We start from the raw sequence: 25,894 nt of genomic DNA, 5'->3' as shown, positions 1-25,894 counted from the left end.
TGTCTTTTTGATAAAATCGACATGCCGATTTTGCGTATTCGCTAATTTTTGGGTACAAGATACGCAATTGGGCCGAATTCGGAAATGCAAGGAATGCCTGTCGAAATGGTCTTTTGAACAAAGTAAATTCGGTCTTCTGAACAAAATTGGGCGTGTAATGTGCCGCTAATTTTGTCCCATAAACTTTTAAGAAATGGAACAGAACAATTATCAAGGAAAGCTTCAGCAACCCATCGGTTCGGGTTTTGATGCAAAATCGACGGCCGACGACGTGATCAAAGGCATCGACCTCAACGGAAAAACGGTCATCGTCACGGGCGGATATGCCGGCATCGGGCTTGAAACCGTAAAAGTGCTGTCGCAAGCCGGAGCGAAAATCATCCTACCGGCGCGCGACATCGAAAAAGCGCGAAAAAACCTTATCGGAATCGAAAACATCGAATTGGAAACCATGGATTTGACGGATCCGCAATCGATCGACGATTTCGCACAAAAATTCCTCGCATCGAACCGACCGTTGCATTTGCTGATCAACAACGCGGGCATCATGTGGGTGCCGTTGAGACGGGATGCTAGAGGTTTCGAATCACAACTTGCGACGAACCATCTCGGACATTTCCAACTCGTGTCGAGACTTTGGCCCGCGCTCAAAAAAGCCAACGGTGCAAGAGTCGTGAACGTGTCTTCTTTCGGGCATCAAATCGCGTCTTTCAACTTCGACGACCCGAATTTTAAAGGACGCGAATACGAAACGCTGCAAGGTTACGGCCAATCGAAAACCGCCAACAACCTTTTCGCGCTCGAGCTCGACAATCTTGGAAAGCGCTTTGGGGTTCGCTCCTATTCGCTTCATCCGGGTTCGGTAAACGGCACCGATTTGGGACGCGAAGCACCCATCGAACTCTTCAAACAAATGGGCACGCACGACGAAAACGGCGACCTCAAACCCGAAGTCGCGGCCAATCTCAAAACATTGCAACAAGGTGCGGCCACGACGGTTTGGTGTGCGACAAGCCCGATGCTCAGTAATATCGGCGGCGTGTATTGCGAGAACTGCGACATAGCCGAACTCGACCTTGGGAACATCGCACATCAATACGACAAACCTTGGACGTTGCGCGGCGTCAAACCGTATTCTGTCGATGAATCGAACGCCAAACGGTTGTGGAAACTCAGCGAGCAGATGACGGGAATCGAATTCCGTGTCGATTGATGTACATAAACCAATCTGAATCGTAACTTTCGGCAATGGACCACGAATCGAAATACCTTACGCCCGATATCAAGCTTTCGTGCTACGAAGACCGTTTTTTCAAATCGGAAATCGTATTCGACCAACATATGCTCGTTTGGTTCTTGTCGGGCGAGACGAAAATCGTACAGGCCGATTCGACGCACATATTCGGTGCGGGCGATATTTTCCTGATTCCGAGAAACCAACCCGCTACGGTGATCAATTATCCGAAAGACGGAAAACCGCACAAAACGGTCGTGATGCTGCTGACTTCGGACATCTTGAAACGATTTTACCAGAATGTCGAAATCAAGCCGAAGACCGCGACGACACCTAAAATCAGGAGTTTCGACAAACATCCTTTGCTTGAAAGCTGCCTTGCGTCGCTGATTCCGTATTTCGATGTCAAAGAACCGTTTCCTGAACATTTGGCGCAGCTGAAGATTACCGAAGCCATCAGCATTTTGCGAATGATCGATTCGAACATAGACGATTTTTTGGCCGATTTCGACGAACCCGGAAAAATCGACCTCGTCGGGTTCATGGAAAAGAATTTCATCTTCAACATGCCGATGGAAAAATTCGGTTACCTCACCGGACGCAGCCTCACGACGTTCAAGCGCGATTTCAAAAAAGCGTTCAACGACACGCCTCAAAAATGGCTGACCCAAAAACGGCTCGAGCTAGCCCATTACCTGTTGGCGCAACAAAAACGCAAACCTACCGACGTGTATCTGGAAATCGGGTTCGAAAACCTGTCGCATTTCTCTTTCGCTTTCAAGAAACGCTTCGGATATGCACCTAAAGATTTGGCTTTGACCGACCAAAAGTTGTAACACCTTACAAAAACAAGCGACTTGTATAACGCAACGCCTTGCATCCCGCGGGCGTTTTCGTTATTTTAGACCAATAAAAAACCACACGACATGAAAAAACTTCTCTTGTTCTTTTTGATGGCTTCGTTCGCGGTGTCGGCACAGGAAAACCTTACGTACCAGAAGCCGCCGAAGGAAATCCTCGATTTGGCCGATTACGAACGTCCGCCGTCGGTACAGATGGATTCTAAAATGCAGAATATGCTGCTTTCGTACCGTTCGACCTACAAAACGCTCGACGACTTGAACCAGGACGAACTGAGGCTCGCGGGCTTGCGCATCAATCCGGTGACGAACATTTCGACGACGGTCACGTATATCACGAACCTCAAAGTGCGCAAAGTCAAGGACAAGAACGAGATCCAGGTTTCGGGATTGCCACAAAACGCAAGGATTTCGAATGTTTTCTGGTCGCCGGATGAGACAAAAATCGCGTTTTCGAACACGGCCGCGACAGGCGTTGAACTTTGGGTTCTGGACATCGCATCGGCTACGGCCAAAAAACTTACCGAAGCCAACGTGAATGCAGCTTTGGGAAGTCCGTTCAGCTGGTACGGCGACAGCAAGAGATTGCTCGTGAAAGAATTGCCGAAAGACCGCGCGAAACTCATCGACACCAAAAAGGATTTGCCGACAGGACCGACGGTTTCCCAATCGGATGGGCAGGTTTCGCAAAATCGCACGTATCAGGATTTGCTCAAGAATCCGATGGATGAGAAGAATTTCGAAACGATAGTGACATCGGAACTTTATACCGTAGACCTTAACGGAAAGGCGACTTTGTACAAACCGAAAGATATTTATGCCTACGAAAGCTTTTCTCCCGACGGCAGCCTTTTGATGCTTACGACTATCCAAAAACCGTTCTCGTACATCGTGCCGCTTGGGCGTTTCCCGATGAAAACCGTGGTTTGCGATTTGTCGGGCAAGGAAATCAAGACCGTGAACGAAATTCCGCTCAACGAAATCATGCCGAAAGGTTTTATGGCCGTGCGCAAGGGAAAAAGAAATATGGGTTGGAGAAGCGACAAACCGGCGAGTTTGTACTATGTGGTCGCTTTGGATGAAGGTAATCCGGCCAACAAAGCCGATTTCCGCGACGAAATTTTCGTTTGGGACGCGCCTTTCACGGCTCAAGCCGTTTCTTTGATGAAAACGCCTCAACGCTTCTCGAACCTGATTTGGGGAGACGAACATACGGCCATCGTTTCGGAAGAATGGTACGACACGCGCAATACGAAGACGTTTTTGATCGATCCTTCGAATCCTGCGAAAGCTGCGGTTACGATTTCGGACAGGAATTCACAGGACATTTATTCGGATCCGGGGAATTTCGAAACCGTCAAAAACAAGTACGCACGCTACGTCCTGGCGCTCGATAACGGCAACGCTTTCCTTTTGGGCGACGGATTTACCGAAAAAGGACAGTTTCCGTTCATAGACGAGTTCAATACAAAAACGCTAAAGAAAAAACGCCTGTACCAATCGGCTTATACCGACAAGAAAGAGGACATTTTCTCGATGGAAGATTTCAAGAACGGCATCGTGCTTACACAGTTGCAGTCGAAAACCGATTATCCGAACTATTACCTGCGCGACATCAAAAAGAAGAAAGTAACGCAATTGACGGCGTTCGCGAATCCGTTCGAAAGTATTAAAGACGTCCATAAAGAAGTAATCAAGTACAAGCGAAAAGACGGTGTTGATTTGTCGGGAACACTTTATCTGCCGAAAGGTTACGACACCAAGAAAAAGGAAAAACTACCGCTTTTGATCTGGGCATATCCCGAAGAATTCAAGGACAAGGCCAGCGCCGGACAAAACAACAAAAATCCTAACGAATTCACGTTCCCGTATTATGGCTCTTTCGTGTATTGGGTGACGCGCGGTTATGTGGTGCTCGACGACGCTTCGTTCCCGATCATCGGTGAAGGCGAAAGCGAACCCAACGATACGTTCATCACGCAACTCGTGGACGATGCTGCCGCCGCAATCGATGCCGTGGACAAACTCGGTTACATCGACCGCAAAAAAGTGGCCGTGGGCGGACATTCGTATGGCGCTTTCATGACGGCGAACCTACTGACGCATTCCAATCTTTTCGCGTGCGGAATCGCAAGATCGGGCGCTTACAACAGGACTTTGACGCCGTTCGGATTCCAAAGCGAGCAACGCAATTATTGGGAAATCCCGAACGTTTACAATGGTATGTCGCCATTCATGAATGCCGAAAAAATGAAGACGCCTTTGCTTTTGGTTCATGGCGATGCCGACAACAATCCGGGCACGTTCACGCTACAGACCGAACGTTATTTCCAGGCATTGAAAGGTTTGGGCGCGCCCGTAAGGATGGTTTTGCTTCCGAAAGAATCGCACGGATATGCGGCCAAAGAAAACATACTTCACTTACTTTGGGAACAGGATCGTTTTCTTGAAAAGAATCTAAAGGGAAAAGATGAGCGTACGGCTAAGAATTGATCATTATTTATTTTTTATTGGTTCATTTCGGAGCCAAATAAAAAATAGGAAATGACAATATAAAGTAAAGCAGTCTTCGGGCTGCTTTTTTATTGGCTTAAAGAAAGGAAAACGCCTTCTCCGTCAAGTATCGGTACACGATTTTCGAAGAATAAAGTACCGCCTTCGTAATTGGCTTCTATCAAATAATGATTTCCGAGGAAATAGGAATGCTTTACGGATGCACGCAATCCCGAACCCGCAATCTTCAATTGGTGTGCGTACACCAAAACCGTCTCATCAGTGACGACGGGTTTTAACAGGCGCAATGGGATTTCACTGACTTCGCCGAACATACGCGCGATATAAGCCGAACCCGGATTCGCGTAAATCGCTTTCGGACGACCGCTTTCGATGATTTTGCCGTCTTTCATGATCACGACCTCATCGGCAAACGACAGCACGTCGCTTCCGTCATGTGTAGCGATGATGCACGAAATCTGCTTGTCGCGGAAATATCGGAACAGGTTGCGCTTCAAGGTCGCCGATCGAAATGCGTCGATTTGGCTGAACGGCTCGTCGAGCAATAACAATTCAGGTTCAACGGCCAAAGCTTTTGCAAGCGCGACGCGTTGTTGTTGGCCGCCGCTGAGGAATTTGGCTTTGACGTTGGCGAATTCGGTCATCTCGACCATTTCGAGCAATTCGGCTATTCGTTGTTGCTTTTTCTCTTTGTGGATGTTCGACAGATAATTCCCGACGTTTTCGGAAACGGTAGTGAACGGCATCAACCCGAAATCCTGAGCCAGGTATTTAAAGCGGTCATCTCCGGGAATCAGGTTGAATTTAGGGCCAAGTATCGCATTTCCGTTGTAAACGATTTCACCTTCTTGCAGATCGTGATGCCCGTAAAGCAACTTGAGCAACGTACTTTTGCCACAGCCGCTTTCGCCGATAAGCGCGAGTTGCTTGCCTTTTTCGAGCGCAAAACTCACTTGGTCTATGGTCTTTTGGGAATCGTATGAAAAGGAAATGTCGGCAACTTCTAGCATACGGCAAAAATAACACAAAAGCGGTTCGCGAAACCCTATAAAAAAGCAAGAGCGTCATCGGATGAAAACGCTCTTGCCAACCTAACCAATAAATAAACAAACTAATGTTCTTGTGTCTAGAGTTGTACCCGGTCGGGCAACAATGCAATATTCACATCACAAAGATAAGGTTCGATTTACTAAAGGAAATTCAAACATTTGTTAAATCGAATGCAAAATTTTCATTAACAGATTTGGTTTTGGAGTAAAAATCTTGGTTTATGTAGATTTCAAACGATTGCGTTAGACCTAACAGGTTTTGGAAACCTGTTAGGTCTAAAGGTCGCGAAAATCCAGTTTACGCAATTACAGATTTCCTGTATCAAATCTTAACGTTTCGCTTCTAAAAGATACTCGCGATACTTGACCGTATCGACCTTCGCCTTCAAATCGTGCAATAAACTATACAATCCGAAAAACGTGCGGTTGACGTATAAAAAGTGCTTCGATCCGCGATTGCCGTTCATTTTCCGCAATTGGGTGTCTTTTGAGAACTCCTCGCCCATCGCGGCAAGTCGTCCGAAGAATTCCTCGTTTGCAAAATCGAATTCGTCGTAACGATACGGCATCGTCGAAACATTGAGCAATTCGCGGAAAAGTTTAATCAGATACGTTTTCTCGGCGGGCTTATCATCATGTCGCAGGATTTCCAACTCGAACAATTTTTCTTCGAACTGTGTCGGATCGTCGAAAATCTCCGGGCTGATCAATTCGAAATACGGATCGTAAAAATCCTCGGGAACCTGCTTCACGCAACCAAAGTCGATCGCAATCAGATTCGAATCCTCATCAACTAGAAAATTCCCCGGGTGCGGGTCGGCGTGAACTGCTTTGAGACCGTGCATCTGGAACATATAAAAATCCCACATCGCCTGCCCCAATTTATCGGCTTTTGCCCGATCTTTATTTTTCGCCGCAAATTCCGAAATATGCTCGCCTTCCATCCAATCCATCGTCAAAACCTTGTCGGTAGACCATTCCGGATAGTAATCGGGAAATCGCAAATTCGGGATCGACGCACATGCTTCGGCTATTTCTTTTCCTTGCTTAAGCTCATTCACGTAATCGGTTTCCTCGATCAGTTTATCCTCGACTTCCTTGAAATATTTTTCAGAATCCTTGCCTTTGATGTTGAACATACGGATCGCGACCGGTTTCACAAGCGCCAGATCGGACGAAATGCTTTCGGCTACACCCGGATATTGAATTTTCACTGCGAGCTGTTTTCCATCCTTCTCGGCTTTGTGCACCTGGCCGATACTGGCGGCGTTGACCGAATCGGACGTGAATTTGTCGAACAATTCGTCGGGATACTTCCCAAAATATTTCTTGAAAGTTTTTCTGACCAAAGGCGCGCTCAAAGGCGGCACGGAAAATTGCGAAAGCGAGAATTTCTCGACATATGCCTGAGGCATGATACTCTTGTCCATACTCAGCATTTGCGCGACTTTCAGGGCGCTTCCCTTGAGGTTTTTGAGGCCGTCGTAAATGTCCTCAGCATTATTTTCGTTGAGTTTGTCTTTGGTAAGCGAAGGGTTGACGATTTTCTCGCCGTAATAGGCAAGGTAATTTCCTCCGACCTTGATTCCGGTTTTCACGAGTTCGCTTGCCCTTCCGATTTTTCCGGTCGGGATTTTATCTAGGGTTTTCATCGTTCTTTGCTTTAGGCTTTAAGCTGTAGGCAATAAGCTTTTCGCCGTTGTGTTTATTTTTTTTTTTGCTGAAAAGCAACAGTTCGCTTCGCTCGGGTGGGCGTGCCGGCGGTTTGGAAAGTTCCAATTGAGTGAAGTTTCGGGTAAACCGCCGTCGGGCTGTCGGCACTCGCTTTTACAAACCTCAAAGGTTTTCAAAACCTTTGAGGTTTAGCAAAGAGCTCAAATCCCGAAACTTCGGGACCGCCATCCCTCACGCAGTCTCGTTCAACATTCACCTCAATTCTTCCAAAGGAATTTCCCCAGATCGATCAGGTTCTCGAGCGGTTTCGTATCGAGCAAACTCACGACCGTATTCACCGATTTCTCGATGATGATATCGGTCTTTTCGAATCCATTCGAATCGTCGTCGAGCCAATACTTGAGAATGAACAAAAACTGAACCCATGCACCTTCACTGAGTACAGGCTCGGTAATGTTGCGCACTTTCCTGAATTTCTCGGGGTTTTGATTTTTGAGCAATTCCTCTACGAAATCGCGAAAACGGTCACGGAATTCCCTGAGGTCGGCCAAATTCCTGAGACCTTGTTTGTTGTCGCGCAACGACCAGGAAACGTACGTCCTGTTGAGCGTCAATATCTCAAAAATCGTATAGTATAACGTGAGCAGTTTGTCCTTTTCGGAATAACCTTGATAATCGGCCGATTGCGCCATGATCGTTTCGGCATTCTCGAAAAACTTTACCCAAATCTGCCGACGCAACGCACCCAACGAGTTGAAAAAGGTGTAAAACTGCGTCTCGTCAATCCCGTTGCGCTTGCAAAACAGGTAAACGTTCGAAGGCTCGGCGTTGTTTTCGAGCACGTCGTTCATGTACAACCCGATGATTTTGTCGTCGTCAATCGCCTCTTTTTTCGGAGGATTTTTCTTTGCTGTAGCCATGGTGATGTTTTTTGGTATTTCAAAGATAAAATGCTTCGATTGGGTTGATTTGCAAATTGTTGTTAATGTTCGTTCAAAAAAAATGAAAGGTGAAATTTTCTTTTTGCAGGCAACAAAAGACTTCTACGACCTATATCATAAAAACAAAAAAGCCGCTTACGCGGCTTTCTCTATCGTAGATTCCAAAAACGGAAACTCAATTCCCGCTTTGCGCATCATTTATCATTTTCTGGTTCGCCACAATAGCGAATTCGACGCGACGGTTTTGCGAACGTCCGTCGGCGGTTTCATTCGTCGCGATAGGATCGGCAATGCCATAACCTGTCGTTACGAAACGGCTTGAAGAAAGCCCTTTACCCGAAAGGTAACTTTTTACCGAAGCGGCTCTTTGTTCCGAAAGCGCAAGATTATGCTCGACAGTTCCCGTGTTGTCTGTGTATCCGAAAATATGGATGTTCGTATCGGGATACTCCTTGAAAACCGGAACGAGTTTGTCGAGGTTGGCTTTCGCGGTCGAAGTCAACGTCGATTTGTCGATATCGAAACGCACCGCATTTTCTTTCAAAGTAAGCTTGATCCCTTCGCCTACACGTTCTACTTCGGCACCCGGAACCGCATTGTCGATTTCACGTGCTTGTTTGTCCATTCGGTTTCCGATGACACCGCCTGCGACACCTCCAATAATACCGCCCGCAATCGCTCCGAGAGCGCCTTTTCCGCCTTTTCCGACGTTGTTTCCGAGTACCCCTCCGATAACTGCGCCACTGGCCGCTCCAACGGCGACGCCTCTTTGGGTGTGGTTCGTATTCTGTACTGCTTCACATCCGGTAAGGTTTACGGATACCGTCGTGATCAACGCCAATGCTATGATGGATAACTTTTTCATTTTCTTCGTTGTTATAGGTTAATTTGTTTTTTGGAACTGGTACACCACATCGGTCATTTTTCCGCCGACATCGATCCTGTCGATAAGCTGGAACGAGGTTTCGGATTGGTTGGCCACATTGAGCACGTAACCGTCGCGCACTCTTTTGGCTTTTTCGCCCGCGCTCAACACCTTGAGCACGAATTGGCCATCTTTGTTGACGAACCAGGTAATCGGCGAACTGAAAGCCGGACAACCCGATTTGGTCAATTCCATATTTCCTTTGTTGTTGTTCGACACGAATTTCCAATTGCTGTTCACAAAGCACTGGGAATCGGCCAAACCGAAAGAATTTACGGTGATATAATCTTTTCCGGGATAGTTCACCGAAGTAATCACCCAATTACCTTTTATGCCCGATTGGGAACTGCGGTCGAGCTTTGTAGTGGTTGCCGAAGTGGATTTGCATCCGATCGCCAGCAATGCGAAAAGCCCAATAAATAGTAACTGTTTCATTTTGTGGTAAATTTAGATTTCTAGGTTATTTTCGTTAGATAAAGATACAATCGCATGGTTCGAAATGTTAAATTTCGGTTCGACATTTATCGAAAGATTAACAAAGGCAGACAATTTGTCACCCGATGACGGACTGGTATTTTTTTTGAAATCCGTCCACTTAAATTTAACAAATCCATCTTAAACAAAAACATATGACGACAGGAAAAATCAATGTTTCGGTAGAAAACATCTTTCCGTTAATCAAAAAATTCCTTTACAGCGACCATGAGATTTTCTTGCGCGAATTGGTATCGAACGCCACAGATGCGACATTGAAGCTCAAACACCTGACAGCTATCGGGGAAGCAAAGGTTGAATACGGCAATCCGATCATCGAGGTCAAGATCGACAAGGAAGGCAAAAAACTGCACATCATCGACCAAGGTTTGGGCATGACGGCCGAGGAAGTCGAAAAATACATCAACCAGGTCGCGTTCTCGGGAGCTGAGGAATTCCTTGACAAATACAAGGATTCGGCGAAAGACACGGGAATCATCGGACATTTCGGACTCGGATTCTATTCCGCATTCATGGTGGCCGATAAAGTAGAAATCATCACCAAATCTTTCAAGGACGAACCTGCCGCGCATTGGACGTGCGACGGAAGTCCTGAATTTACGTTAGAGCCATCCGACAAAACCGACCGAGGAACCGAAATCATCCTGCACATAGCAAACGATTCGACCGAATTCCTTGAAGAATCGCGCATCCGTGAATTGCTTTCGAAATACAACAAATTCATGCCTGTGCCGATCAAGTTCGGGACGCGCACCGAAACGTTGCCGAAGCCCGAAGACGCCGCGGACGATTATAAAGCCGAGACGATCGAGGTCGACAACATCATCAACAATCCGAATCCAGCCTGGACGAAACAGCCTGCAGATTTGACGAAAGAGGATTATCAGGATTTTTACCGTGAATTGTATCCGATGCAGTTCGAAGAGCCGTTGTTCAACATCCATCTGAATGTGGACCATCCGTTCAACCTTACCGGAATCTTGTATTTCCCGAAACTTTCGAAAGACCTGCAAATCCAGAAGGACAAAATCCAATTGTACCAAAACCAGGTATTCGTGACCGACAACGTAGAAGGCATCGTACCTGAATTTTTGACGATGCTACGAGGCGTGATCGATTCGCCCGATATTCCGCTTAACGTGTCGCGTTCGTATCTGCAAGCCGACGGAAACGTCAAGAAAATCTCGAATTACATCACACGTAAAGTCGCCGACAAACTCAAGTCGTTGTTCAACGAAAACCGCGAAGATTTCGAACAAAAATGGAACGACATCAAGATCGTTTTGGAATACGGAATGTTGTCGGAAGACAAATTCTATGAAAAAGCGGGCGCTTTCGTTTTGTATCCGACCGTAGACGGTAAATTCTACACCATCGACGAACTAAAGGAAAACTTCAAGGACAAACAAACGGATAAAGACGGAAAATTGGTCGTGCTTTACGCACAAAACCAAGATGCCCAACACAGTTATATCGAGGCGGCGCAGGCCAAAGGTTATGAAGTCTTGTTGCTTGATTCTCCTATCGTTTCCCACCTAATCCAGAAATTGGAGGGCGACAACGAGAACCTTACGTTCGTGCGTGTGGATTCGGATCATATCGACAACCTGATCAAAAAAGAGGACAGCGCGATTTCAAAACTATCCGAAGAAGAGCAGGAGAAACTTAAAGTAGCCGTACAGGAAATCGTGCCTTCGACAACGTATACCGTACAATTGGAAGCGCTCGACAGCGATGCCGCTCCGTTCATCATTACCCAACCCGAGTTTATGCGTCGTATGAAAGAAATGAGCATGAGCGGCGGCGGCGGAATGTTCGGAATGGGTAATTTCCCTGAAATGTACAATCTGGTCGTGAATTCGAATTCCGATCTGGCCACTACAATTTTGAACGCCGAAGACAAAAACACACAGGAAAATCTTGTGAAACAGGCGCTCGATTTGGCGAAATTGTCACAAAACCTGCTCAAAGGCGAAGAACTCACGGCTTTCGTGAAAAGGAGTTTCGGGTTGATCAAATAACCTTTTTGAATTATATTGAAAAAGCCTGTGGGAAACCGCGGGCTTTTTTTATTGAAAGAAATCCTCGGGGCTCAAGTGATAAGACCTAACAGGTTTTGGAAACCTGTTAGGTCTTAAATTTAAGAATAACATGCTTACGCTTGGTACATTTTTTCTATAAAAAATCTTAAAATCCAAAACAATGACTACCTTTATCTTACCACATTATCAGTAACTTACTGAATTTCCAACCTTAAAACCAAACTTCATGAAAAAATTCGCTGCTGAGTTCCTGGGAACTCTATGGCTGGTCTTGGGCGGTTGCGGAAGCGCCGTTTTGGCCGCCAACTTCAAATCTGAACCTTTTATCGGAATTGGTCTTGTGGGCGTTTCGTTCGCTTTTGGCCTTACCGTATTGACCATCGCTTATTCGTTGGGTAGAATTTCGGGCGCTCACCTCAATCCGGCCGTGACCATAGGTCTTTGGGCTGGCGGACGTGTCGAATCGTCGACCGTTCTACCGTATGTCATTTCCCAAATCCTTGGAGGAATCGCAGGAGCGGGAATTCTGTACGCCATCGCAATCGGCAACGGACAGGACGTCGGTAATTTCGCCGCCAACGGATACGACGAGCATTCTCCGGGTGGTTATAACATGATTTCGGCCCTGCTTATAGAATTCATCATGACGATGTTTTTCGTGATCATCATTTTCGGATCGACCGAAAAAGACCGCCGACGCGAAGGCTTTGCCGGCATTGCCATAGGACTTGCCCTGACGCTGATCCATTTGATAAGCATTCCGGTTACGAACACATCAGTGAACCCTGCACGTAGCATTAGCCAAGCCGTATTCGTTCAAGGCTGGGCACTTGAGCAGTTATGGCTGTTTATTGTTGCCCCAATCGTTGGAGGCATGGCGGGAGGCGCCGTTTATAAAAATCTATTGCGGAAAACAGAATTTACCGAAGACGATTTGAGGGAATAATTCTCTTTTTGGTACAGATCGGCAATTTGAAAATTGCACTCTTAGACCTAACAGGTTTTGGAAACCTGTTAGGTCTAAAATTACCGGGAAAAGCAAAAAACCAATTACAGTTTTTCTGTACATTTTCCTAAAATCAGAAGTGATTTTATCGGTAGCTATTCCCGCTATCCGCTTCCAGCTTTCTCAAACCGGCCTGCACTTGCACCCCAAAAGCAAGAGCTTCCTGCGGTCGCTTCGCTTTTGCGGCAAATGCCTGACCGTTTTGTCAAAAGGCTGTCCGCTGCTATCGGGGCTAGGGTATTTCTCCGACTTAAACGCTATGGTTCAAGCGAATCTCATTCCACGATCCACAACAGCACAGGCTTCTTTACTTTTTGAAGTCTTGCGTCGAGCTTTTCCATAAAATTGTCCGAAACCGCGGGGCATCCCCAACTCAACGGACTATAATCGGGATAGATTTCCTTATCGGCTACGGCTTCCCACGAATGCAAAACTATCACGCGTTTCTGGGCATTGTCGTTGGTCTTCTCCAATCCGTGAAGCCAATACTTGATTTTGATTCCCCAACCGCTTTTATCGCGAGCGCCCACTTTGTATTTCCCCAAAGCCGAACAATGGCTGCCGTCGGTGTTACTGAAGCGCGCTTTTTCCCACATGTCTTTGTAAGCGATCGGTTTGTCGCAAGTGCCATGGGTCACCAGATTGCTCTCTATTACTTTGCTTTTTTCGAAGTCGTACACGAAAAAACGGTTCTTACCTGAATGGATGCTCAAATCCACGAGGAAATAAAAATCTTCGTTGAAGCCGTTCTTTTTGCAATAGTCGAACGCTTCAGAATTGGTCGAAGCGTAATCCTTGCTGATGCTTTTTTTGATTTCGGGAGTTTCCGCCGAATTACAGCATACGAAGGCCAATATGCCGAGCAATACTGTGAGTTTCATGTTAGTCAGGTTTTTCCTCATAACTGCAAAACACACGCATTTATTTCAACTACGACGACAATTCCGAAAACGCGATGTAACATTTTGAAAGCGAGGGAAACTAACGGGCAATCATCAATCATGGAATGCTGCGAAAATCGGCATCCGCAAATCAATCGAAATGAAAAAAATCCTAAAAGCTGCGGGATTGGGCTTGCTTGCCCTTTCCGCAACGTTCGGTGTGCTGTTGGCCACCGGAATCATCTGGCGATCGCCTAAATTCTATTCCGTAAAAAAAGAAAAATCCTTCGCCGTCCCGATCATGGACATGGAAGCCTACGACACGCTCGGAGGCGAACACGCACGACCGTACGTGTACCAGATCACGTCCGGCAAAGGTTCGGTGTGCATCCTCGGCATTGAACACACCAAAGACCCGAATGATGCGCAAATCAGGCTCGTCAACGAAAAATGGCAAGCTCTCGATCCGGACGTGGCGCTTGTTGAAGGCCGTCTCGGTTTCTTGTTTTCAGGGCTACAAAACCCGGTAACCGAATATGGCGAAGGCGGACAGACGGTTTCTCTCGCCAAACAAAACGGCATCCCTTTTTACACTTGGGAACCCAAAAAAGAAGACGAGGTCAAAATCATCCTCGAGAAATTCCCGGCCAAACAGGTTGCGGCGTTTTATTCGCTGCGTCCGTATCTGAGCAACTTTCGATTCGGAAAACCAAGCGATCCCGACGCCTCGCTGCAGCAATGCATCGACTCGAGAACCGATGTAAACGGCCTTCGGGGCGCGATTACCAAAGTTTCACAAGTCGACAGTCTTTGGAAAAAGGATTATCCGAAACTCAAAGATTGGCGCGATACGAGCGATGAATACGGATGGCCCGACGGCTACCTTTCGGACATTTTCTCAATGTCGAATCAGGTACGCGACATCCATTTGTGTTCGGCGATTTCAGAATTGGTAAAAGACGGCAAAAAAGTATTCGTGACCATGGGCTCGAGCCACGCTTTCCGCATCGAAAAAACCTTGAAAGCAGAATTGAAATGATGTGATTGGGACGGATTCCGAAAAAAAATTTAAGATTTCTGTAACATTTCCGTTCGGAATCCGTCTTATAAGAACATCAATCATCCTAATCAAATGAAACGATTCTTCAACACCCCTAATTTCCTGTTCCTTGGCATAGCAGTAGCGGCCGCAGGATTGCTGTATTTGGGTATCATCTGGCATTGTCCGCAGAAAAACATTCGCGTGGCCGAAACCAACGAGTTCACCACTACCGTTTCAATTCCGGCCTAAACGCGATGATTTTCAGGGAAGCCGAACCGGCAGACATTGCTCAAATCCAGATCGTACGCAATTCCGTAAAGGAAAACGCTTTGTCTAATCCTGCATTGGTTTCAGACGAGGATTGCCGCGAATTTATGTTCGATCGCGGCAAAGGATGGGTTTGCGAAATAAACGGCACCATCGTCGGATTCGCCATCGCCGACCTCAAAGAAGACAACATTTGGGCGCTTTTCCTGCATCCGGAACACGAAAATAAAGGCATCGGCAGAAAACTTCACGATGCGATGCTCGATTGGTATTTTTCGCAAAACAAAGACCATGTGTGGCTCGGAACCGCTCCTGGAACACGGGCCGAAACCTTTTACCGCAAATCGGGTTGGACCGAAACCGGCATGCACGGCAACGAAACCAAATTCGAGATGACGGCCAACGAATGGTCGCGTTTCAAAGCTTCCCGTTGAACAGCAACTTTCTTCACGTAAAGCAACTCACCGTAAAGCACTGTTAATTGATAATTAGGCTTTGTCGATTGTCGATTACCTTTACGCAATGTCAAAAATCAAAATTTCCGTTCTCGACCAATCCCAAATACGACGCGGTTCGAACGCGCGTGAAGCCTTGGAGGAATCGGGCAAATTAATAGAATTGGCCGAACAACTCGGATTCGTGCGCTACTGGGTTTCGGAACATCACAATTTCAAGCTCGTCGCCGGAACCTCTCCCGAAGTGCTCATTCCGTATCTAGCGTCCAAGACATCGAGAATTCGCATCGGATCGGGTGGCATCATGCTCCCGAACCACAGCACTTTGAAAGTCGCCGAGAATTTCGGATTGCTCGAAACGTTATATCCGAACCGCATCGACCTCGGAATCGGGCGCGCTCCGGGCGGAGACCGACTTTCGGCTTATCTGTTGAATCCGACCAATACGTTTTCCGAAAAGGATTTTTATCAGCAACTCCTCGACTTACAGGCATTTTTGAGAGGCGAAAGCGAACCCGGATCGGTACAGGAAAAAGTAAGTGCCTTTCCGCAACCCGAGGAATTGCCCGAAATGTGGATGCTTACCTCTAGCGGCGGAAGCGCACAATTCGCGGCACATTTGGGCATGGCGTTATCGTTCGCCCAATTCATAAACCCCGAAAGCGGAGAAGACACGGCAGAATTCTACCGTCACAATTTCAAACCGTCCAAAGAACTAAAAGAGCCCAAACTCAACGTCGGGATTTTTGCGTTCTGTTCAGAAGACGAACAAAAAGTTCAGGATTGGATCACCGATTTCCAATACCGCATCTTGTATATCGAAATGGGCGGCGTCGGTGAATTTCCGTCTTTGGAAGAAATAAAAAACATGCATTTCTCGCTTCAGCAAAAAGCGCGCATGGCCTTCAACCACGGACGATTCATAGCCGGAACGCCCGATGTCGTCAAGGCCGAACTGCTAAAAATCGCAGACAAATACCAAACCGACGAGATTATGATCGCGACGCCGGCCGAAAGCTGGGAAGACCGCAAGAAATCGTACGAATTGATCGCGCAGATGTTCTGATTCGGCGGAATCCGTATTTTTGATGCATGGACTTCATCGCAGACAAATTGTTCGACAAGAGTTTTTCTTTCAAAAAGGCCGAATACGACAATTGTTCGTTCGACAATTGTGATTTTTCGGATAAGGATTTGGGTGATTCGAGTTTTATCGACTGCACGTTTTCCGATTGCAATTTCAGTATGGCCAAAGTTTCGAAAACCTCTTTCCGCGATGTGGTTTTTGCCGATTGCAAATTGTTGGGTTTTCGGTTCGACCAATGCAACGAGATGTTGTTTTCGGCCGAATTCCGCAATTGCCAGCTCGATTTGGCCTCTTTTTACCGACTCAAATTGCGCAAACAGAAATTCACGGGCTGTTCGATGCGCGAAGCAGATTTTTCGGAAACCGATCTGGCACAAGCCGTTTTTGACGACTGCGACCTCAGCAATGCGATTTTCGACAATACCATTTTGGAAAAGGCCGATTTGCGTAACGCTCGTCATTTTTCTATCGATCCCGAAAACAATTACGTGCGCGGTATGAAAATTGCGCTTTCGGGAAGCATCGGACTTTTAGGGAAATATGGATTGGAAATCGACTTTTAGTTTTTTTGGCCTGAACGGATTCTTACGGATTTCGTTTCTCGTTTTGATTTTGGTGGTTTTCTCGAATTGTCGGCAATCACAGAAGCGAACGATTTGCCTGCAGCCGTTTTCGGATTTTTCCGCATCGGACACCAAAAAAATCCAGGCCGAACTCCAAAAAGTCTATTCCGATGTTAAAATACTTCAACCTATCGATTTCCCTAAAGACAGCTGGAATGCAGCAAAAACACGTCATCGTGCCGATTCGATCATCCGGTTTTTAGACCGACGCACATCCGAAAACCAGCTTACCATCGGACTTACACATAAAGACATCAGCACGACCAAAGGCAAATTCAAGGATTGGGGCGTGATGGGATTGGGCTTTTGTCCCGGCAAATCGTGCGTGGCCTCGAGTTTTAGGTTGCATGAGAAAAACAAGTTCGAACAACTCTTCAAAGTCGCCATTCACGAACTCGGCCATACCGAAGGCTTGCCGCATTGTCCCGAAAAGACTTGCTTCATGCGTGATGCCAAAGGCAAAAACCACAAGGACGAGGAAAAAGATTTCTGTGCAAGTTGCAAACGCAAACTCATCGCTTCGGGCTGGAATTTGAAATAAGTCGGTGTGCGTTTGTTCGCTGAAACTCGAACGTCTATCTTTGCCCGCTTTTTTATTTACTCAATGTCAAACAATAACATCCTTAAAGGCGTCATTTTAGTCGGGCTTGGTGCGACGAGCTACGGTATGTTAGCCACTTTCGTAAAACTGGCTTATCACGATACCGGCATTACGGGCTTGCCGTTCACTCCGGCAGAAGTCATTTCGTCCCAATTCGCGATCGGGATTGCCGTGTTGCTTCTTATAAATGCGTTCAAAAAGAAGAAAGCCGATGCGCCGAAAGCCTCGCGAAAAGACATCTGGCAATTGCTCCTGACCGGAACTTCTACGGGTTTGACGAGCATTTTCTATTATATGGCCGTGAAATACATTCCGGTTTCGATCGGAATCGTGTTGCTGATGCAAACGGTCTGGATGGGCGTTTTGCTCGAAATGATCTTGGACAAAAAACGTCCGTCGGCCATGAAAATCGTTGCGGTTCTCGTCGTGCTAGCAGGAACGGCTTTAGCCACAAACCTCATCGCGAACGCAGATTCTCTCGATTGGAGAGGCGTCGTGCTTGGTTTGCTCGCCGCGGCTTCGTTTACGACGACCATGTTCACTTCGAATCGTATCGCAATCGGGCTTTCGTCTTCTCTTCGAAGCCTTTACATGCTTTTGGGAGGTGCTTTCGTAATCGTATTTTTCGTTCTGGCGACCCAACATACGCCTTACAACTACGACATCTTTTACAAATGGGGCGTTTTTGTGGCGGTTTTCGGGACGATCATCCCGCCTATGCTGCTCAATTCGGGATTTCCGAAAACGGGAATCGGGCTCGGAAGTATCGTCTCGGCTCTTGAACTTCCCGTATCGGTAACCATGGCCTGGCTGTTGCTGCACGAAAAAGTAAGCGGGTTGCAATGGTTCGGGATTGTCTTGATTTTGTTCGCGATCGTGATGATGAATGTTAATTTCGGAAAGCGCGGACGTTAAAAATCACTAACTTTAGGCAAAACCAAACTTCTATGGATTTGCCGTGGCATTTATACCTGATGGCGGTTTTGTACGTACTTGCGGGAGCGAACCATTTCCGCAAACCCGATATGTACAAGAAAATCATCCCGCCTTATTTCCCGAATCCGAAACTGCTCAACGCCATAACCGGAATCGCCGAGATAACTTTGGGCATCGGACTTTGCATTCCGGCCATTTCTGAATATTGCGCCATCGGCATCATCGCTTTGCTGGTCGCGGTTTTCCCAGCCAATCTTTTTATGGTGTTCGATGACACGGCCGCACTCGGGCTGCCGTTGTGGATGCGACTTTTACGGCTTCCGTTTCAAATCGTATTGATTTTATGGGCCTACGCGTACACCCTATTCATCAAATAGTTTTCCACAGGGTTTTCCTTAAACAAAATTCGGGTTTTGCGTAGGACAATGACTCAAAAGCTATCAAAAATCTCATTTTGAACCTCAATTCGGACATGTTATGGCATATTTGTTTAACATCCGAAAAAACAAAACCCATCAGTTATTACTTCGCATTTTGGAAGCGGCAGATTATTGGATTAACTTCGCGCCATCGAAGTATTTCGGTGCCAATAATTTCCAAACAACACATGAAAGTTTTGTCCCTCAAGAACAAGATCGACCTTACTTTTTTACTGGTCGCCGTCGTTTTTTGCGGTCTCATCTGGTCCACTTACAACCGCGCTTACTCGGTGACCAAAAACCGCCACATCATTTCCCAAACCTACAACACCAATACGGTTCTCGAAAAAATCCTGTCGAGCATGATCGATATAGAAACGGGAGCGCGCGGCTACACGATTACGGGAAAAGAAAATTTCCTTGAGATTTACGAAAGCGGTAATAAGGATGTGGAGGAATGGATCGATTCGCTCGAAGACATGAAACGCGGAAAATCGGCAGACGACAAACGCATCAGCGAACTCAAACGGCTTATCGACAGCAAAAAAGCGTTTACTATACTGACCATCGAAGCCAGACGAAACAAAGGCATGGAAGAGGCCGCGGCGATGATTTCTACCGGACAAGGAAAAGCGATCATGGATTCGTTGCGCGAACGGATCGCGGTTTACCAGAAATCGCAACTCCAGATCCTCACCGAAAAACTCGCCGAAACCGATGCGAACATCAAGGCGCGTAACTTCAACTTCTTTTTGTTCGTGATCGTGATGTTCGCGTTATTGGTTTTCGCTTACGGCAGAATTCGAATGAACGCCAAGCAAATGATGATTGACGGCGTGATCCAGGAAAAACTCAGCGACGAATTGGCGTACCAAAACCAGCAATTGAACGATTTCGCGAACATCACGTCTCACAATTTGCGGTCGTCGGCGGCCAATATGACGTCTTTGATAAGTTTGGTCGACGAGAAAAGCGGCGTCGAAGAATACCGCAACGTATTCACGATGATGAGGAAAGTCGCGAGCAACCTCAACGATTCGCTTAACGAACTCATCGAGATTTTACGCATCAAGAAAAGCCGTCCAGCCGATAAGGAACCCGTACATTTCGTAGACGTGTATCTGCGCGTGACCGAAACGCTGCAAGGCGATGTCCTCAACAACAAAGCGACGCTGGAATCGGATTTCAACGAAGCACCGACGGTGATGTTCTCGAAAATCCATCTCGAAAGCGTGTTGCAGAACCTTATCGGAAATGCGATGAAATACAAGTCTCCCGATCGCGATCCCGTAATCAAAGTGCGGTCTGAAATACAGAACGGCGAAATCCTGCTCCACATTTCAGACAACGGCCTCGGAATCGACCTTGAAAGGCATGGCAACAAGATTTTCGGGATGTACCAAATGTTCCACAAACATCCTGACGCCAAAGGAATCGGGCTTTTCATCACAAAAGCGCAGATCGAGAATTTGGGAGGAACGATTACCGTGACAAGTGACGGAATTAACGGAAGTACCTTTACCGTAAACTTCGGAAAGCGTTAAAGCTTCGTTTTCAGTATAATCTGAATTTATTCATTACATTGGAATGCCAAATCGACATCCAATGGAAACGATCATCGCCTATTTCTCGACTATCCCGTCATCGCACCGCGCCGCCATCCTCGCCGGCGGCATCGCTTTCTTTTGGTTGGCCGAAAGCGTAAATCCGCTGTTCCGATTCGAATATCGGAAATGGCATCACGCCGGCATCAACCTCTTTTTCACGCTGACGACGATCGTCGTGAATTTCGTATTGGCTTTCCTGTTGTTGCGTTCGGCCGATTTCGTGCATGAAAATCGCTTCGGAATCCTGAACTGGCTGCCGCAAATGAACGTTTGGCTGTATGCGATAATCGGATTGTTGTTACTCGATTTGATCGGCGCATGGCTCGCGCATTTCGTGCAGCACAAGACGCGCAGTTTGTGGCGTTTTCACCTGATTCACCATACCGATACGTGGATCGATACGACTTCGGCCAACCGTCATCATCCCGGGGAAAGCGTCATCCGTTTTATTTTTACCGTTTTGGCGGTTTTGGTTTCGGGTAGCCCGATGTGGTTAGTCTTTTTGTACCAATCGCTGTCGGTGGTGTTTTCCCAGTTCAACCATGCCAATATCACGCTTCCGCGCAAGCTTGACGACTGGCTCAGTTATGTGATCGTTTCGCCCGATATGCACAAAGTCCACCATCATTACGTTTTGCCTTATACCGATTCGAATTACGGCAACATTTTTTCGGTTTGGGACCGTTTGTTCGGAACGTTCCGCAAACTCGACAAGGCTCAAATCGTATATGGAGTAGATACCCATATGGATCCGAAAGACCACAACCGGCTTGGAAACTTGCTGAAAATACCATTTGCAAAATACCGGCCGACGACTCAAAAACCATCCAAATAATTTTTTTTGAGCCACTTATCGACGAATCGGATTTTTTATTAATATTGAAACAGAAATCTGATTTTTTTATACAATTTTCTTCCGATTACAATGAGAAAGAGCAAACGCCCCGAACTCTCGCGGGAACAGACCGAAAGGCTGACCACGCTCGCGCTTGAAGAACGCAATCCTTTCGAAATCATCAAAAAAGAATTCGGGCTGTCTGAACAGGAAGTGCTCGAAATCATGAAACAAAGGCTCAAAGCCGATAAATTCGAGCTTTGGAAAAAAAAGGCGATGGCCGCCAAACCCAAACCGAAACCACCTAAAATTGACGAGTTCGACGAAGACCTCGACGGAAAATACTATATCAAAAACAAATTTGACTGACCTTTTAATCCCGCTTCACGGCGGGTTTTTTGTTACCTTTCGGGAATGAAAAAAATCTTACTCCTACTATTGATCCCATCGGTATTGCTGGCACAGAAACCAACTTTCAAGACCGATGAAATCGCCGTCAACGATTTGCTTAAAGGCACTTTGTACACACCCGAAAATGCCAAGAAAACCCCATTGTTGATCCTGTTGTCGGGTTCGGGCCCAACCGACCGCAACGGCAATCAGGCGGGAATGGAAAACAACAGTTTGAAAATGCTTTCCGAATCGGCGGCGAAATCCGGAATCGCGGTGTATACGTTCGACAAACGCATCATCGCGCAAATGAAAAACGGAACCGTGGACGAGAAAACGCTTTCGTTTGAAGACTTCATCAACGATGCCAAACAAGTGATTTCATTTTTCCGTGCGAAAAAGAAATATTCGAAAATCGTGGTCGCCGGTCATAGCGAAGGTTCGTTGATCGGAATGATCGCCGCAAACGGAAATGCCGACGGTTTCATCTCGATTTCGGGCGCAGGACGCAGCATCGATAAAGTCGTCACCGACCAAATCGTAAAACAAGCACCGATGCTAAAGGATGAAGTCGAAAAGGATTTTGCATTGCTTAAAAAAGGCGAAACGTTCACGCTACAGGATCAAACGCTTGCGATGTTGTTTCGCGAAAGTGTGCAACCGTACCTGATTTCGTGGCTCAAATACGATCCGACGGCAGAAATCGCGAAACTCAAGATTCCGGTGCTGATCATAAACGGCACGAAAGACCTTCAGGTAAACCAGTCGGAAGCCGAATTGCTCAAAGCCGCAAAACCTGATGCGAAGCTCGTCATCATCGAAAACATGAACCACGTCCTAAAGGAAATTTCGGGTGGCGACCAGGAAAACGGAGCGTCTTACAGCAACCCCGAATTGCCGATTTCGGACAAACTCACCACCTCGGTTAATCAATTCATAAAAAGCCTTTGAGGTTGTAACTTTTATATATCTTCGCGCACTAACGCTTGTAAATTAATCCCAAACTGATGAAAAAAATAACGCTCGCGCTGGCACTTTTGGCTTCCGTATGGAGTTTCGAGGCAATCGCGCAATCTAAAGCCGAAAACCCGATCAAAGTGGCCATCGACCTCAATGGCGTAAAGGACGACAAAGTCCCGGTGACCGTTTCGGCTCCTAAAATCTCTTCGGACAAAATCGTGTATCACATCCCGAAAACCGTTCCGGGAACGTATTCCACCGACAATTACGGCAAATATGTAGACGATCTTAAAGCTTTCGACGCAAAAGGAAAAGAACTCGCCGTGACCAAAACCGATGACAATTCGTGGGAAATCACAGGTGCGAAAAAACTGTCGAAAGTGACGTATTGGGTAAACGATACTTATGATATCGAAGATCAGCACGACGTGTTTTCACCTGCGGGAACGAATATCGATGCAGGAAAAAATTTCATGCTTAACATGCACGGATTCGTGGGCTACTTCCAAGACAAAGGACAATTGCCTTACCAAGTGACGATTTCGCATCCGGCCGAACTTTGGGGTGCGACTTCATTGACCGATGCCGATGCCGCAGACACCAAAGACGTATTCAACTACAGCCGTTATTTCGAGGTCGGAGATCATCCGATCATGTACTCGAAACCGAATTACGCGACGTTCAAGGTTGACGACATGGACATCGTTTTGGCGATTTATTCTCCGAACGGAACTTTCGACGCTAAGGATATCGCTCCCGAAATGGAAAAGATGATGCAGGCGCAGAAACGTTTCCTCGGATCGGTGAATTCGACCAAGAAATATGCGATCATCTTGTACCTGTCGGACATGATGAAGCCGGACGCTCAAGGTTTCGGCGCTTTGGAACACAACACTTCGACGACTGTCGTTTTCCCTGAACAGATGCCGAAAGAGCAGTTGTTGCCTGCGTTGGTAGACACGGTTTCGCACGAGTTTTTCCATATCGTGACGCCGCTTACGATCCACGCCGACCAAATCCAGTATTTCGATTACGCCGCGCCGAAAATGTCGGAACATCTTTGGATGTACGAAGGCGTAACCGAGTATTTCGCGAACCTTTTCCAGGTGAACCAAGGTTTGATTTCTGAAGAGGATTTCTACAACCGCATGGCCGGAAAAATCAAGAATGCCTCACGCCTGAACGATACGATGTCGTTTACCGAAATGAGTGCGAACGTTTTGACCGAACCTTACAAAGCTCAGTATCTGAACGTGTACGAAAAGGGTGCGTTGATCGGCATGTGCATCGATATCATCATCCGTGAGAAAAGCAACGGAGAGCGTGGAATTCTAGATCTGATGAAGAAACTTTCGAAAGAATACGGTATGGAAAAACCGTTTAAGGACGCTGATCTTTTCGCAAAAATCACGGCTTTCACGTATCCTGAAGTCGGGGATTTCCTAAACAAATACGTTCGTGGCACGACACCTATCAATTATGATGAATTCTTCGCGAAAATGGGCGTAACGAAAACGACGCGCCAGGTTCCCGGGAACGTGTTCATCAAAGGACAGACGCCTTATGTGACGGTAAATCCGGACACTAAGGAAATCATCGTGATGCCGGGAATCGAACTCGGCGCTTTCTGGACGACTTTAGATTTGAAAGGAGGCGATATCATTACCGAAGTCAACGGAAAAGCCTATAACCTCGACAATATCTACGACTTGGTCATGGGAAGCCAGCAATGGAAAGAAGACGAAGCGATCACCATCAAATACAAACGCGACGGAAAAGATATGACCACATCGGGCAAAGTAAAATTGTCGTATGAAGAAGCGACGGGTTACATCGCGACCGACCACAGCAAAGACAAATTGCGCGATGCTTGGCTAAAAGGCTAATGCCGACTCAAATAAAATCCCCGGACGGTTCGCTGCTCCGGGGATTTTTTTATTTTTGCGCACCAACAGGAATCACATGAAAAAACATATCGCAGCTTTGTTCGCGATCTTGGCTTTGGCCTCGTGCAGCAAGGAAGAAAAGAAAGGCAATCTTGAAATCACGGGCAATGTGAAAGGCCTTAAAAAAGGGATGCTTTATCTCAAGAAAATCAGCGACACGACTTTGGTGACGTTAGACAGCATTGCCATTGACGGCGATTCGCATTTCAAAACAGCTGTCGACATTGCCGAACCCGAAGTACTTTATTTGTTTTTGGATCGCGGCCAAACGACGTCAATCGACAATAGTTTGCGTTTTTTCGCCGAGCCCGGCAAGATGAACATCGATACCGATCTGGAAACGTTTTACGCGAAAGCAAAAATCACGGGATCGAAAAACAACGATTTGCTTGAGGAATACAAAAAGGTCAAATCGAGATACACCACTCAGGAGCTCGACATCACCGTTGCCGATATGAAAGCGAAACTCAAGAATACATCGCTTCCGGAAGCCGAAGTCGAGAAATACAACGCCATCCTTAAAAGCCGTTATCTGTACACGACCAATTTCGCAGTGAACCATAAGGAATATGAGGTCGCGCCTTATGTAATCCTTTCCGAAACACCCGATCTTGGCCTTACTTTTATGAAACAGGTCATCGACGCGATGTCACCTAAGGTTGCAGCTTCGAAATACGGCAAGCTTTTGAAACAGTTGTATGAAGAGAGGAAGAAGACGGAGACGACTGTTGCGATGAAATAATTTGAAACCACCTTTTGGTGGTTTTTTTATGTCATTTTCTACGCAAGCTTCGCTTGCTAGAAGACTTCACCTGCCGGTGCGACCTTCTTTTGTCTTGCAACAAAAGAAGCAAAAATGCAGTAAGCGCGACCGCTCGGCGACCTGACATTGCCTTGCTTCGGAAACGAAAAGAACTCGCCTGCGGCTCAGACAGCTTTTCGTTTTTTCCGAATCTTCAGCAAGTCAGGTGCCCGCCTGCGCGCTCATGGCGCTGGAATAGGAAGTGTTTATTGGCATTTCCCGCCGCTGCGCTTTGGAAAATGCGTCTCCGAAAGGACCTTTTGTGTTTTTCGGAACGTATTTCCTTTGAAGAACGTCTGATTT

General features: G+C 46.7%; 25 protein-coding genes. 19 read left to right on the top strand and 6 right to left on the bottom strand.

All coding sequences use genetic code 11. The features are described from left to right. Positions 1-193 precede the first annotated feature (193 nt). The 3 genes from HZF10_RS08615 (at position 194) to HZF10_RS08605 (ending at position 4,587) form a co-directional block, all read left to right on the top strand. Positions 194-1,213 carry an SDR family NAD(P)-dependent oxidoreductase gene (locus HZF10_RS08615; RefSeq protein ID WP_176005788.1) on the top strand — a complete coding sequence of 340 codons (1,020 nt, stop codon included), beginning with the start codon at positions 194-196 and terminating at the stop codon, positions 1,211-1,213. 35 nt (positions 1,214-1,248) lie between these two features. Continuing rightward, positions 1,249-2,070: an AraC family transcriptional regulator gene (locus tag HZF10_RS08610; RefSeq protein WP_176005787.1), complete on the top strand. Its 822-nt coding sequence runs from the start codon at positions 1,249-1,251 to the stop codon at positions 2,068-2,070. Positions 2,071-2,160: 90 nt separating this feature from the next. Then, positions 2,161-4,587 (top strand): S9 family peptidase, encoded by a 2,427-nt coding sequence (locus tag HZF10_RS08605; protein ID WP_176005786.1) that lies wholly within the window; start codon positions 2,161-2,163, stop codon positions 4,585-4,587. Between the two features lie 89 nt (positions 4,588-4,676). Here the strand turns inward: HZF10_RS08605 and HZF10_RS08600 are convergent, their stop codons facing one another. From HZF10_RS08600 to HZF10_RS08580, 5 genes are all read right to left on the bottom strand, one after another. Continuing rightward, positions 4,677-5,618 (bottom strand): ABC transporter ATP-binding protein, encoded by a 942-nt coding sequence (locus tag HZF10_RS08600; protein WP_176005785.1) that lies wholly within the window; start codon positions 5,616-5,618, stop codon positions 4,677-4,679. A gap of 368 nt (positions 5,619-5,986) precedes the next feature. Then, the gene (locus HZF10_RS08595; protein ID WP_176005784.1) at positions 5,987-7,309 is read right to left on the bottom strand and encodes an ABC1 kinase family protein; all 1,323 of its coding nucleotides are present in this window, start codon (positions 7,307-7,309) and stop codon (positions 5,987-5,989) included. 279 nt (positions 7,310-7,588) lie between these two features. Further along, positions 7,589-8,251 (bottom strand): TetR family transcriptional regulator C-terminal domain-containing protein, encoded by a 663-nt coding sequence (locus HZF10_RS08590; protein WP_176005783.1) that lies wholly within the window; start codon positions 8,249-8,251, stop codon positions 7,589-7,591. Between the two features lie 196 nt (positions 8,252-8,447). Next, positions 8,448-9,137: a YiaD family glycine zipper/OmpA-like lipoprotein gene (locus HZF10_RS08585; RefSeq protein WP_176005782.1), complete on the bottom strand. Its 690-nt coding sequence runs from the start codon at positions 9,135-9,137 to the stop codon at positions 8,448-8,450. Positions 9,138-9,155: 18 nt separating this feature from the next. After that, positions 9,156-9,632 carry a lipocalin family protein gene (locus HZF10_RS08580; RefSeq protein ID WP_176005781.1) on the bottom strand — a complete coding sequence of 159 codons (477 nt, stop codon included), beginning with the start codon at positions 9,630-9,632 and terminating at the stop codon, positions 9,156-9,158. A 194-nt stretch (positions 9,633-9,826) separates the two neighbouring features. Between HZF10_RS08580 and htpG the strand changes: the two genes are divergently transcribed. Both htpG and aqpZ read left to right on the top strand, forming a co-directional pair. After that, positions 9,827-11,713 carry a molecular chaperone HtpG gene (gene htpG, locus HZF10_RS08575; RefSeq protein ID WP_176005780.1) on the top strand — a complete coding sequence of 629 codons (1,887 nt, stop codon included), beginning with the start codon at positions 9,827-9,829 and terminating at the stop codon, positions 11,711-11,713. A 247-nt stretch (positions 11,714-11,960) separates the two neighbouring features. Further along, positions 11,961-12,680 carry an aquaporin Z gene (gene aqpZ, locus HZF10_RS08570; protein ID WP_176005779.1) on the top strand — a complete coding sequence of 240 codons (720 nt, stop codon included), beginning with the start codon at positions 11,961-11,963 and terminating at the stop codon, positions 12,678-12,680. Between the two features lie 335 nt (positions 12,681-13,015). Here aqpZ and HZF10_RS08565 read toward each other — a convergent pair whose 3' ends face one another. Continuing rightward, on the bottom strand, positions 13,016-13,621 hold the full coding sequence (locus tag HZF10_RS08565) for a murein L,D-transpeptidase catalytic domain-containing protein (RefSeq protein ID WP_176005778.1): 606 nt from the start codon (positions 13,619-13,621) through the stop codon (positions 13,016-13,018). Positions 13,622-13,781: 160 nt separating this feature from the next. Between HZF10_RS08565 and HZF10_RS08560 the strand changes: the two genes are divergently transcribed. The 14 genes from HZF10_RS08560 (at position 13,782) to HZF10_RS08495 (ending at position 25,531) form a co-directional block, all read left to right on the top strand. Then, positions 13,782-14,660 carry a hypothetical protein gene (locus tag HZF10_RS08560; protein ID WP_176005777.1) on the top strand — a complete coding sequence of 293 codons (879 nt, stop codon included), beginning with the start codon at positions 13,782-13,784 and terminating at the stop codon, positions 14,658-14,660. A 93-nt stretch (positions 14,661-14,753) separates the two neighbouring features. Further along, positions 14,754-14,912 carry a hypothetical protein gene (locus HZF10_RS08555; protein WP_176005776.1) on the top strand — a complete coding sequence of 53 codons (159 nt, stop codon included), beginning with the start codon at positions 14,754-14,756 and terminating at the stop codon, positions 14,910-14,912. A gap of 5 nt (positions 14,913-14,917) precedes the next feature. Continuing rightward, positions 14,918-15,364: a GNAT family N-acetyltransferase gene (locus HZF10_RS08550; RefSeq protein WP_176005775.1), complete on the top strand. Its 447-nt coding sequence runs from the start codon at positions 14,918-14,920 to the stop codon at positions 15,362-15,364. A gap of 88 nt (positions 15,365-15,452) precedes the next feature. Further along, a complete protein-coding gene (locus HZF10_RS08545) occupies positions 15,453-16,451 on the top strand; it encodes an LLM class flavin-dependent oxidoreductase (protein WP_176005774.1) in 999 nt (332 codons plus the stop codon). Positions 16,452-16,477: 26 nt separating this feature from the next. Beyond that, positions 16,478-17,035 carry a pentapeptide repeat-containing protein gene (locus tag HZF10_RS08540; protein ID WP_176005773.1) on the top strand — a complete coding sequence of 186 codons (558 nt, stop codon included), beginning with the start codon at positions 16,478-16,480 and terminating at the stop codon, positions 17,033-17,035. Beyond that, entirely contained in the window at positions 17,013-17,636 is a 624-nt protein-coding gene (locus tag HZF10_RS08535; RefSeq protein WP_176005772.1) for a matrixin family metalloprotease, read from the top strand. The genes HZF10_RS08540 and HZF10_RS08535 overlap by 23 nt, the downstream gene beginning before the upstream one ends. Positions 17,637-17,699: 63 nt before the next feature. After that, on the top strand, positions 17,700-18,611 hold the full coding sequence (locus HZF10_RS08530; RefSeq protein WP_176005771.1) for an EamA family transporter: 912 nt from the start codon (positions 17,700-17,702) through the stop codon (positions 18,609-18,611). Positions 18,612-18,643: 32 nt separating this feature from the next. Further along, on the top strand, positions 18,644-19,009 hold the full coding sequence (locus tag HZF10_RS08525; RefSeq protein WP_176005770.1) for a DoxX family protein: 366 nt from the start codon (positions 18,644-18,646) through the stop codon (positions 19,007-19,009). A gap of 230 nt (positions 19,010-19,239) precedes the next feature. After that, positions 19,240-20,595, top strand: a complete 1,356-nt coding sequence (locus HZF10_RS08520; protein ID WP_176005769.1) for a sensor histidine kinase — start codon at positions 19,240-19,242, stop codon at positions 20,593-20,595. 61 nt (positions 20,596-20,656) lie between these two features. Next, positions 20,657-21,493 carry a sterol desaturase family protein gene (locus HZF10_RS08515; protein ID WP_176005768.1) on the top strand — a complete coding sequence of 279 codons (837 nt, stop codon included), beginning with the start codon at positions 20,657-20,659 and terminating at the stop codon, positions 21,491-21,493. A 90-nt stretch (positions 21,494-21,583) separates the two neighbouring features. After that, on the top strand, positions 21,584-21,862 hold the full coding sequence (locus tag HZF10_RS08510) for a DUF2805 domain-containing protein (RefSeq protein WP_176005767.1): 279 nt from the start codon (positions 21,584-21,586) through the stop codon (positions 21,860-21,862). A 45-nt stretch (positions 21,863-21,907) separates the two neighbouring features. Then, complete coding sequence (locus HZF10_RS08505; protein WP_176005766.1) at positions 21,908-22,834, top strand: alpha/beta hydrolase family protein; 927 nt, start codon at positions 21,908-21,910, stop codon at positions 22,832-22,834. Between the two features lie 56 nt (positions 22,835-22,890). After that, entirely contained in the window at positions 22,891-24,729 is a 1,839-nt protein-coding gene (locus tag HZF10_RS08500; protein WP_176005765.1) for a M61 family metallopeptidase, read from the top strand. 76 nt (positions 24,730-24,805) lie between these two features. Further along, the gene (locus HZF10_RS08495) at positions 24,806-25,531 is read left to right on the top strand and encodes a DUF4369 domain-containing protein (RefSeq protein WP_176005764.1); all 726 of its coding nucleotides are present in this window, start codon (positions 24,806-24,808) and stop codon (positions 25,529-25,531) included. Positions 25,532-25,894 lie beyond the last annotated feature (363 nt).

It is taken from the genome of Flavobacterium agri (assembly GCF_013401995.1).
GTDB lineage: Bacteria > Bacteroidota > Bacteroidia > Flavobacteriales > Flavobacteriaceae > Flavobacterium > Flavobacterium agri.
The sequence above is the reverse complement of the archived record's forward strand: the minus strand, read 5'-3'. Positions and strand labels throughout refer to the sequence as shown.

Bases quoted from the DNA above. Each gene is read 5' to 3' on its own strand.
- HZF10_RS08555 (WP_176005776.1), top strand. From the start codon at position 14,754: ATGAAACGATTCTTCAACACCCCTAATTTCCTGTTCCTTGGCATAGCA.
- HZF10_RS08600 (WP_176005785.1), bottom strand. From the start codon at position 5,618: ATGCTAGAAGTTGCCGACATTTCCTTTTCATACGATTCCCAAAAGACC.
- HZF10_RS08610 (WP_176005787.1), top strand. From the start codon at position 1,249: ATGGACCACGAATCGAAATACCTTACGCCCGATATCAAGCTTTCGTGC.
- HZF10_RS08560 (WP_176005777.1), top strand. From the start codon at position 13,782: ATGAAAAAAATCCTAAAAGCTGCGGGATTGGGCTTGCTTGCCCTTTCC.
- HZF10_RS08510 (WP_176005767.1), top strand. From the start codon at position 21,584: ATGAGAAAGAGCAAACGCCCCGAACTCTCGCGGGAACAGACCGAAAGG.
- HZF10_RS08615 (WP_176005788.1), top strand. From the start codon at position 194: ATGGAACAGAACAATTATCAAGGAAAGCTTCAGCAACCCATCGGTTCG.
- HZF10_RS08530 (WP_176005771.1), top strand. From the start codon at position 17,700: ATGTCAAACAATAACATCCTTAAAGGCGTCATTTTAGTCGGGCTTGGT.
- HZF10_RS08515 (WP_176005768.1), top strand. From the start codon at position 20,657: ATGGAAACGATCATCGCCTATTTCTCGACTATCCCGTCATCGCACCGC.
- HZF10_RS08590 (WP_176005783.1), bottom strand. From the start codon at position 8,251: ATGGCTACAGCAAAGAAAAATCCTCCGAAAAAAGAGGCGATTGACGAC.
- HZF10_RS08505 (WP_176005766.1), top strand. From the start codon at position 21,908: ATGAAAAAAATCTTACTCCTACTATTGATCCCATCGGTATTGCTGGCA.
- HZF10_RS08565 (WP_176005778.1), bottom strand. From the start codon at position 13,621: ATGAAACTCACAGTATTGCTCGGCATATTGGCCTTCGTATGCTGTAAT.
- HZF10_RS08540 (WP_176005773.1), top strand. From the start codon at position 16,478: ATGGACTTCATCGCAGACAAATTGTTCGACAAGAGTTTTTCTTTCAAA.
- HZF10_RS08605 (WP_176005786.1), top strand. From the start codon at position 2,161: ATGAAAAAACTTCTCTTGTTCTTTTTGATGGCTTCGTTCGCGGTGTCG.
- htpG (WP_176005780.1), top strand. From the start codon at position 9,827: ATGACGACAGGAAAAATCAATGTTTCGGTAGAAAACATCTTTCCGTTA.
- HZF10_RS08545 (WP_176005774.1), top strand. From the start codon at position 15,453: ATGTCAAAAATCAAAATTTCCGTTCTCGACCAATCCCAAATACGACGC.
- HZF10_RS08580 (WP_176005781.1), bottom strand. From the start codon at position 9,632: ATGAAACAGTTACTATTTATTGGGCTTTTCGCATTGCTGGCGATCGGA.
- HZF10_RS08585 (WP_176005782.1), bottom strand. From the start codon at position 9,137: ATGAAAAAGTTATCCATCATAGCATTGGCGTTGATCACGACGGTATCC.
- aqpZ (WP_176005779.1), top strand. From the start codon at position 11,961: ATGAAAAAATTCGCTGCTGAGTTCCTGGGAACTCTATGGCTGGTCTTG.
- HZF10_RS08595 (WP_176005784.1), bottom strand. From the start codon at position 7,309: ATGAAAACCCTAGATAAAATCCCGACCGGAAAAATCGGAAGGGCAAGC.
- HZF10_RS08525 (WP_176005770.1), top strand. From the start codon at position 18,644: ATGGATTTGCCGTGGCATTTATACCTGATGGCGGTTTTGTACGTACTT.
- HZF10_RS08520 (WP_176005769.1), top strand. From the start codon at position 19,240: ATGAAAGTTTTGTCCCTCAAGAACAAGATCGACCTTACTTTTTTACTG.
- HZF10_RS08495 (WP_176005764.1), top strand. From the start codon at position 24,806: ATGAAAAAACATATCGCAGCTTTGTTCGCGATCTTGGCTTTGGCCTCG.
- HZF10_RS08535 (WP_176005772.1), top strand. From the start codon at position 17,013: ATGGATTGGAAATCGACTTTTAGTTTTTTTGGCCTGAACGGATTCTTA.
- HZF10_RS08500 (WP_176005765.1), top strand. From the start codon at position 22,891: ATGAAAAAAATAACGCTCGCGCTGGCACTTTTGGCTTCCGTATGGAGT.
- HZF10_RS08550 (WP_176005775.1), top strand. From the start codon at position 14,918: ATGATTTTCAGGGAAGCCGAACCGGCAGACATTGCTCAAATCCAGATC.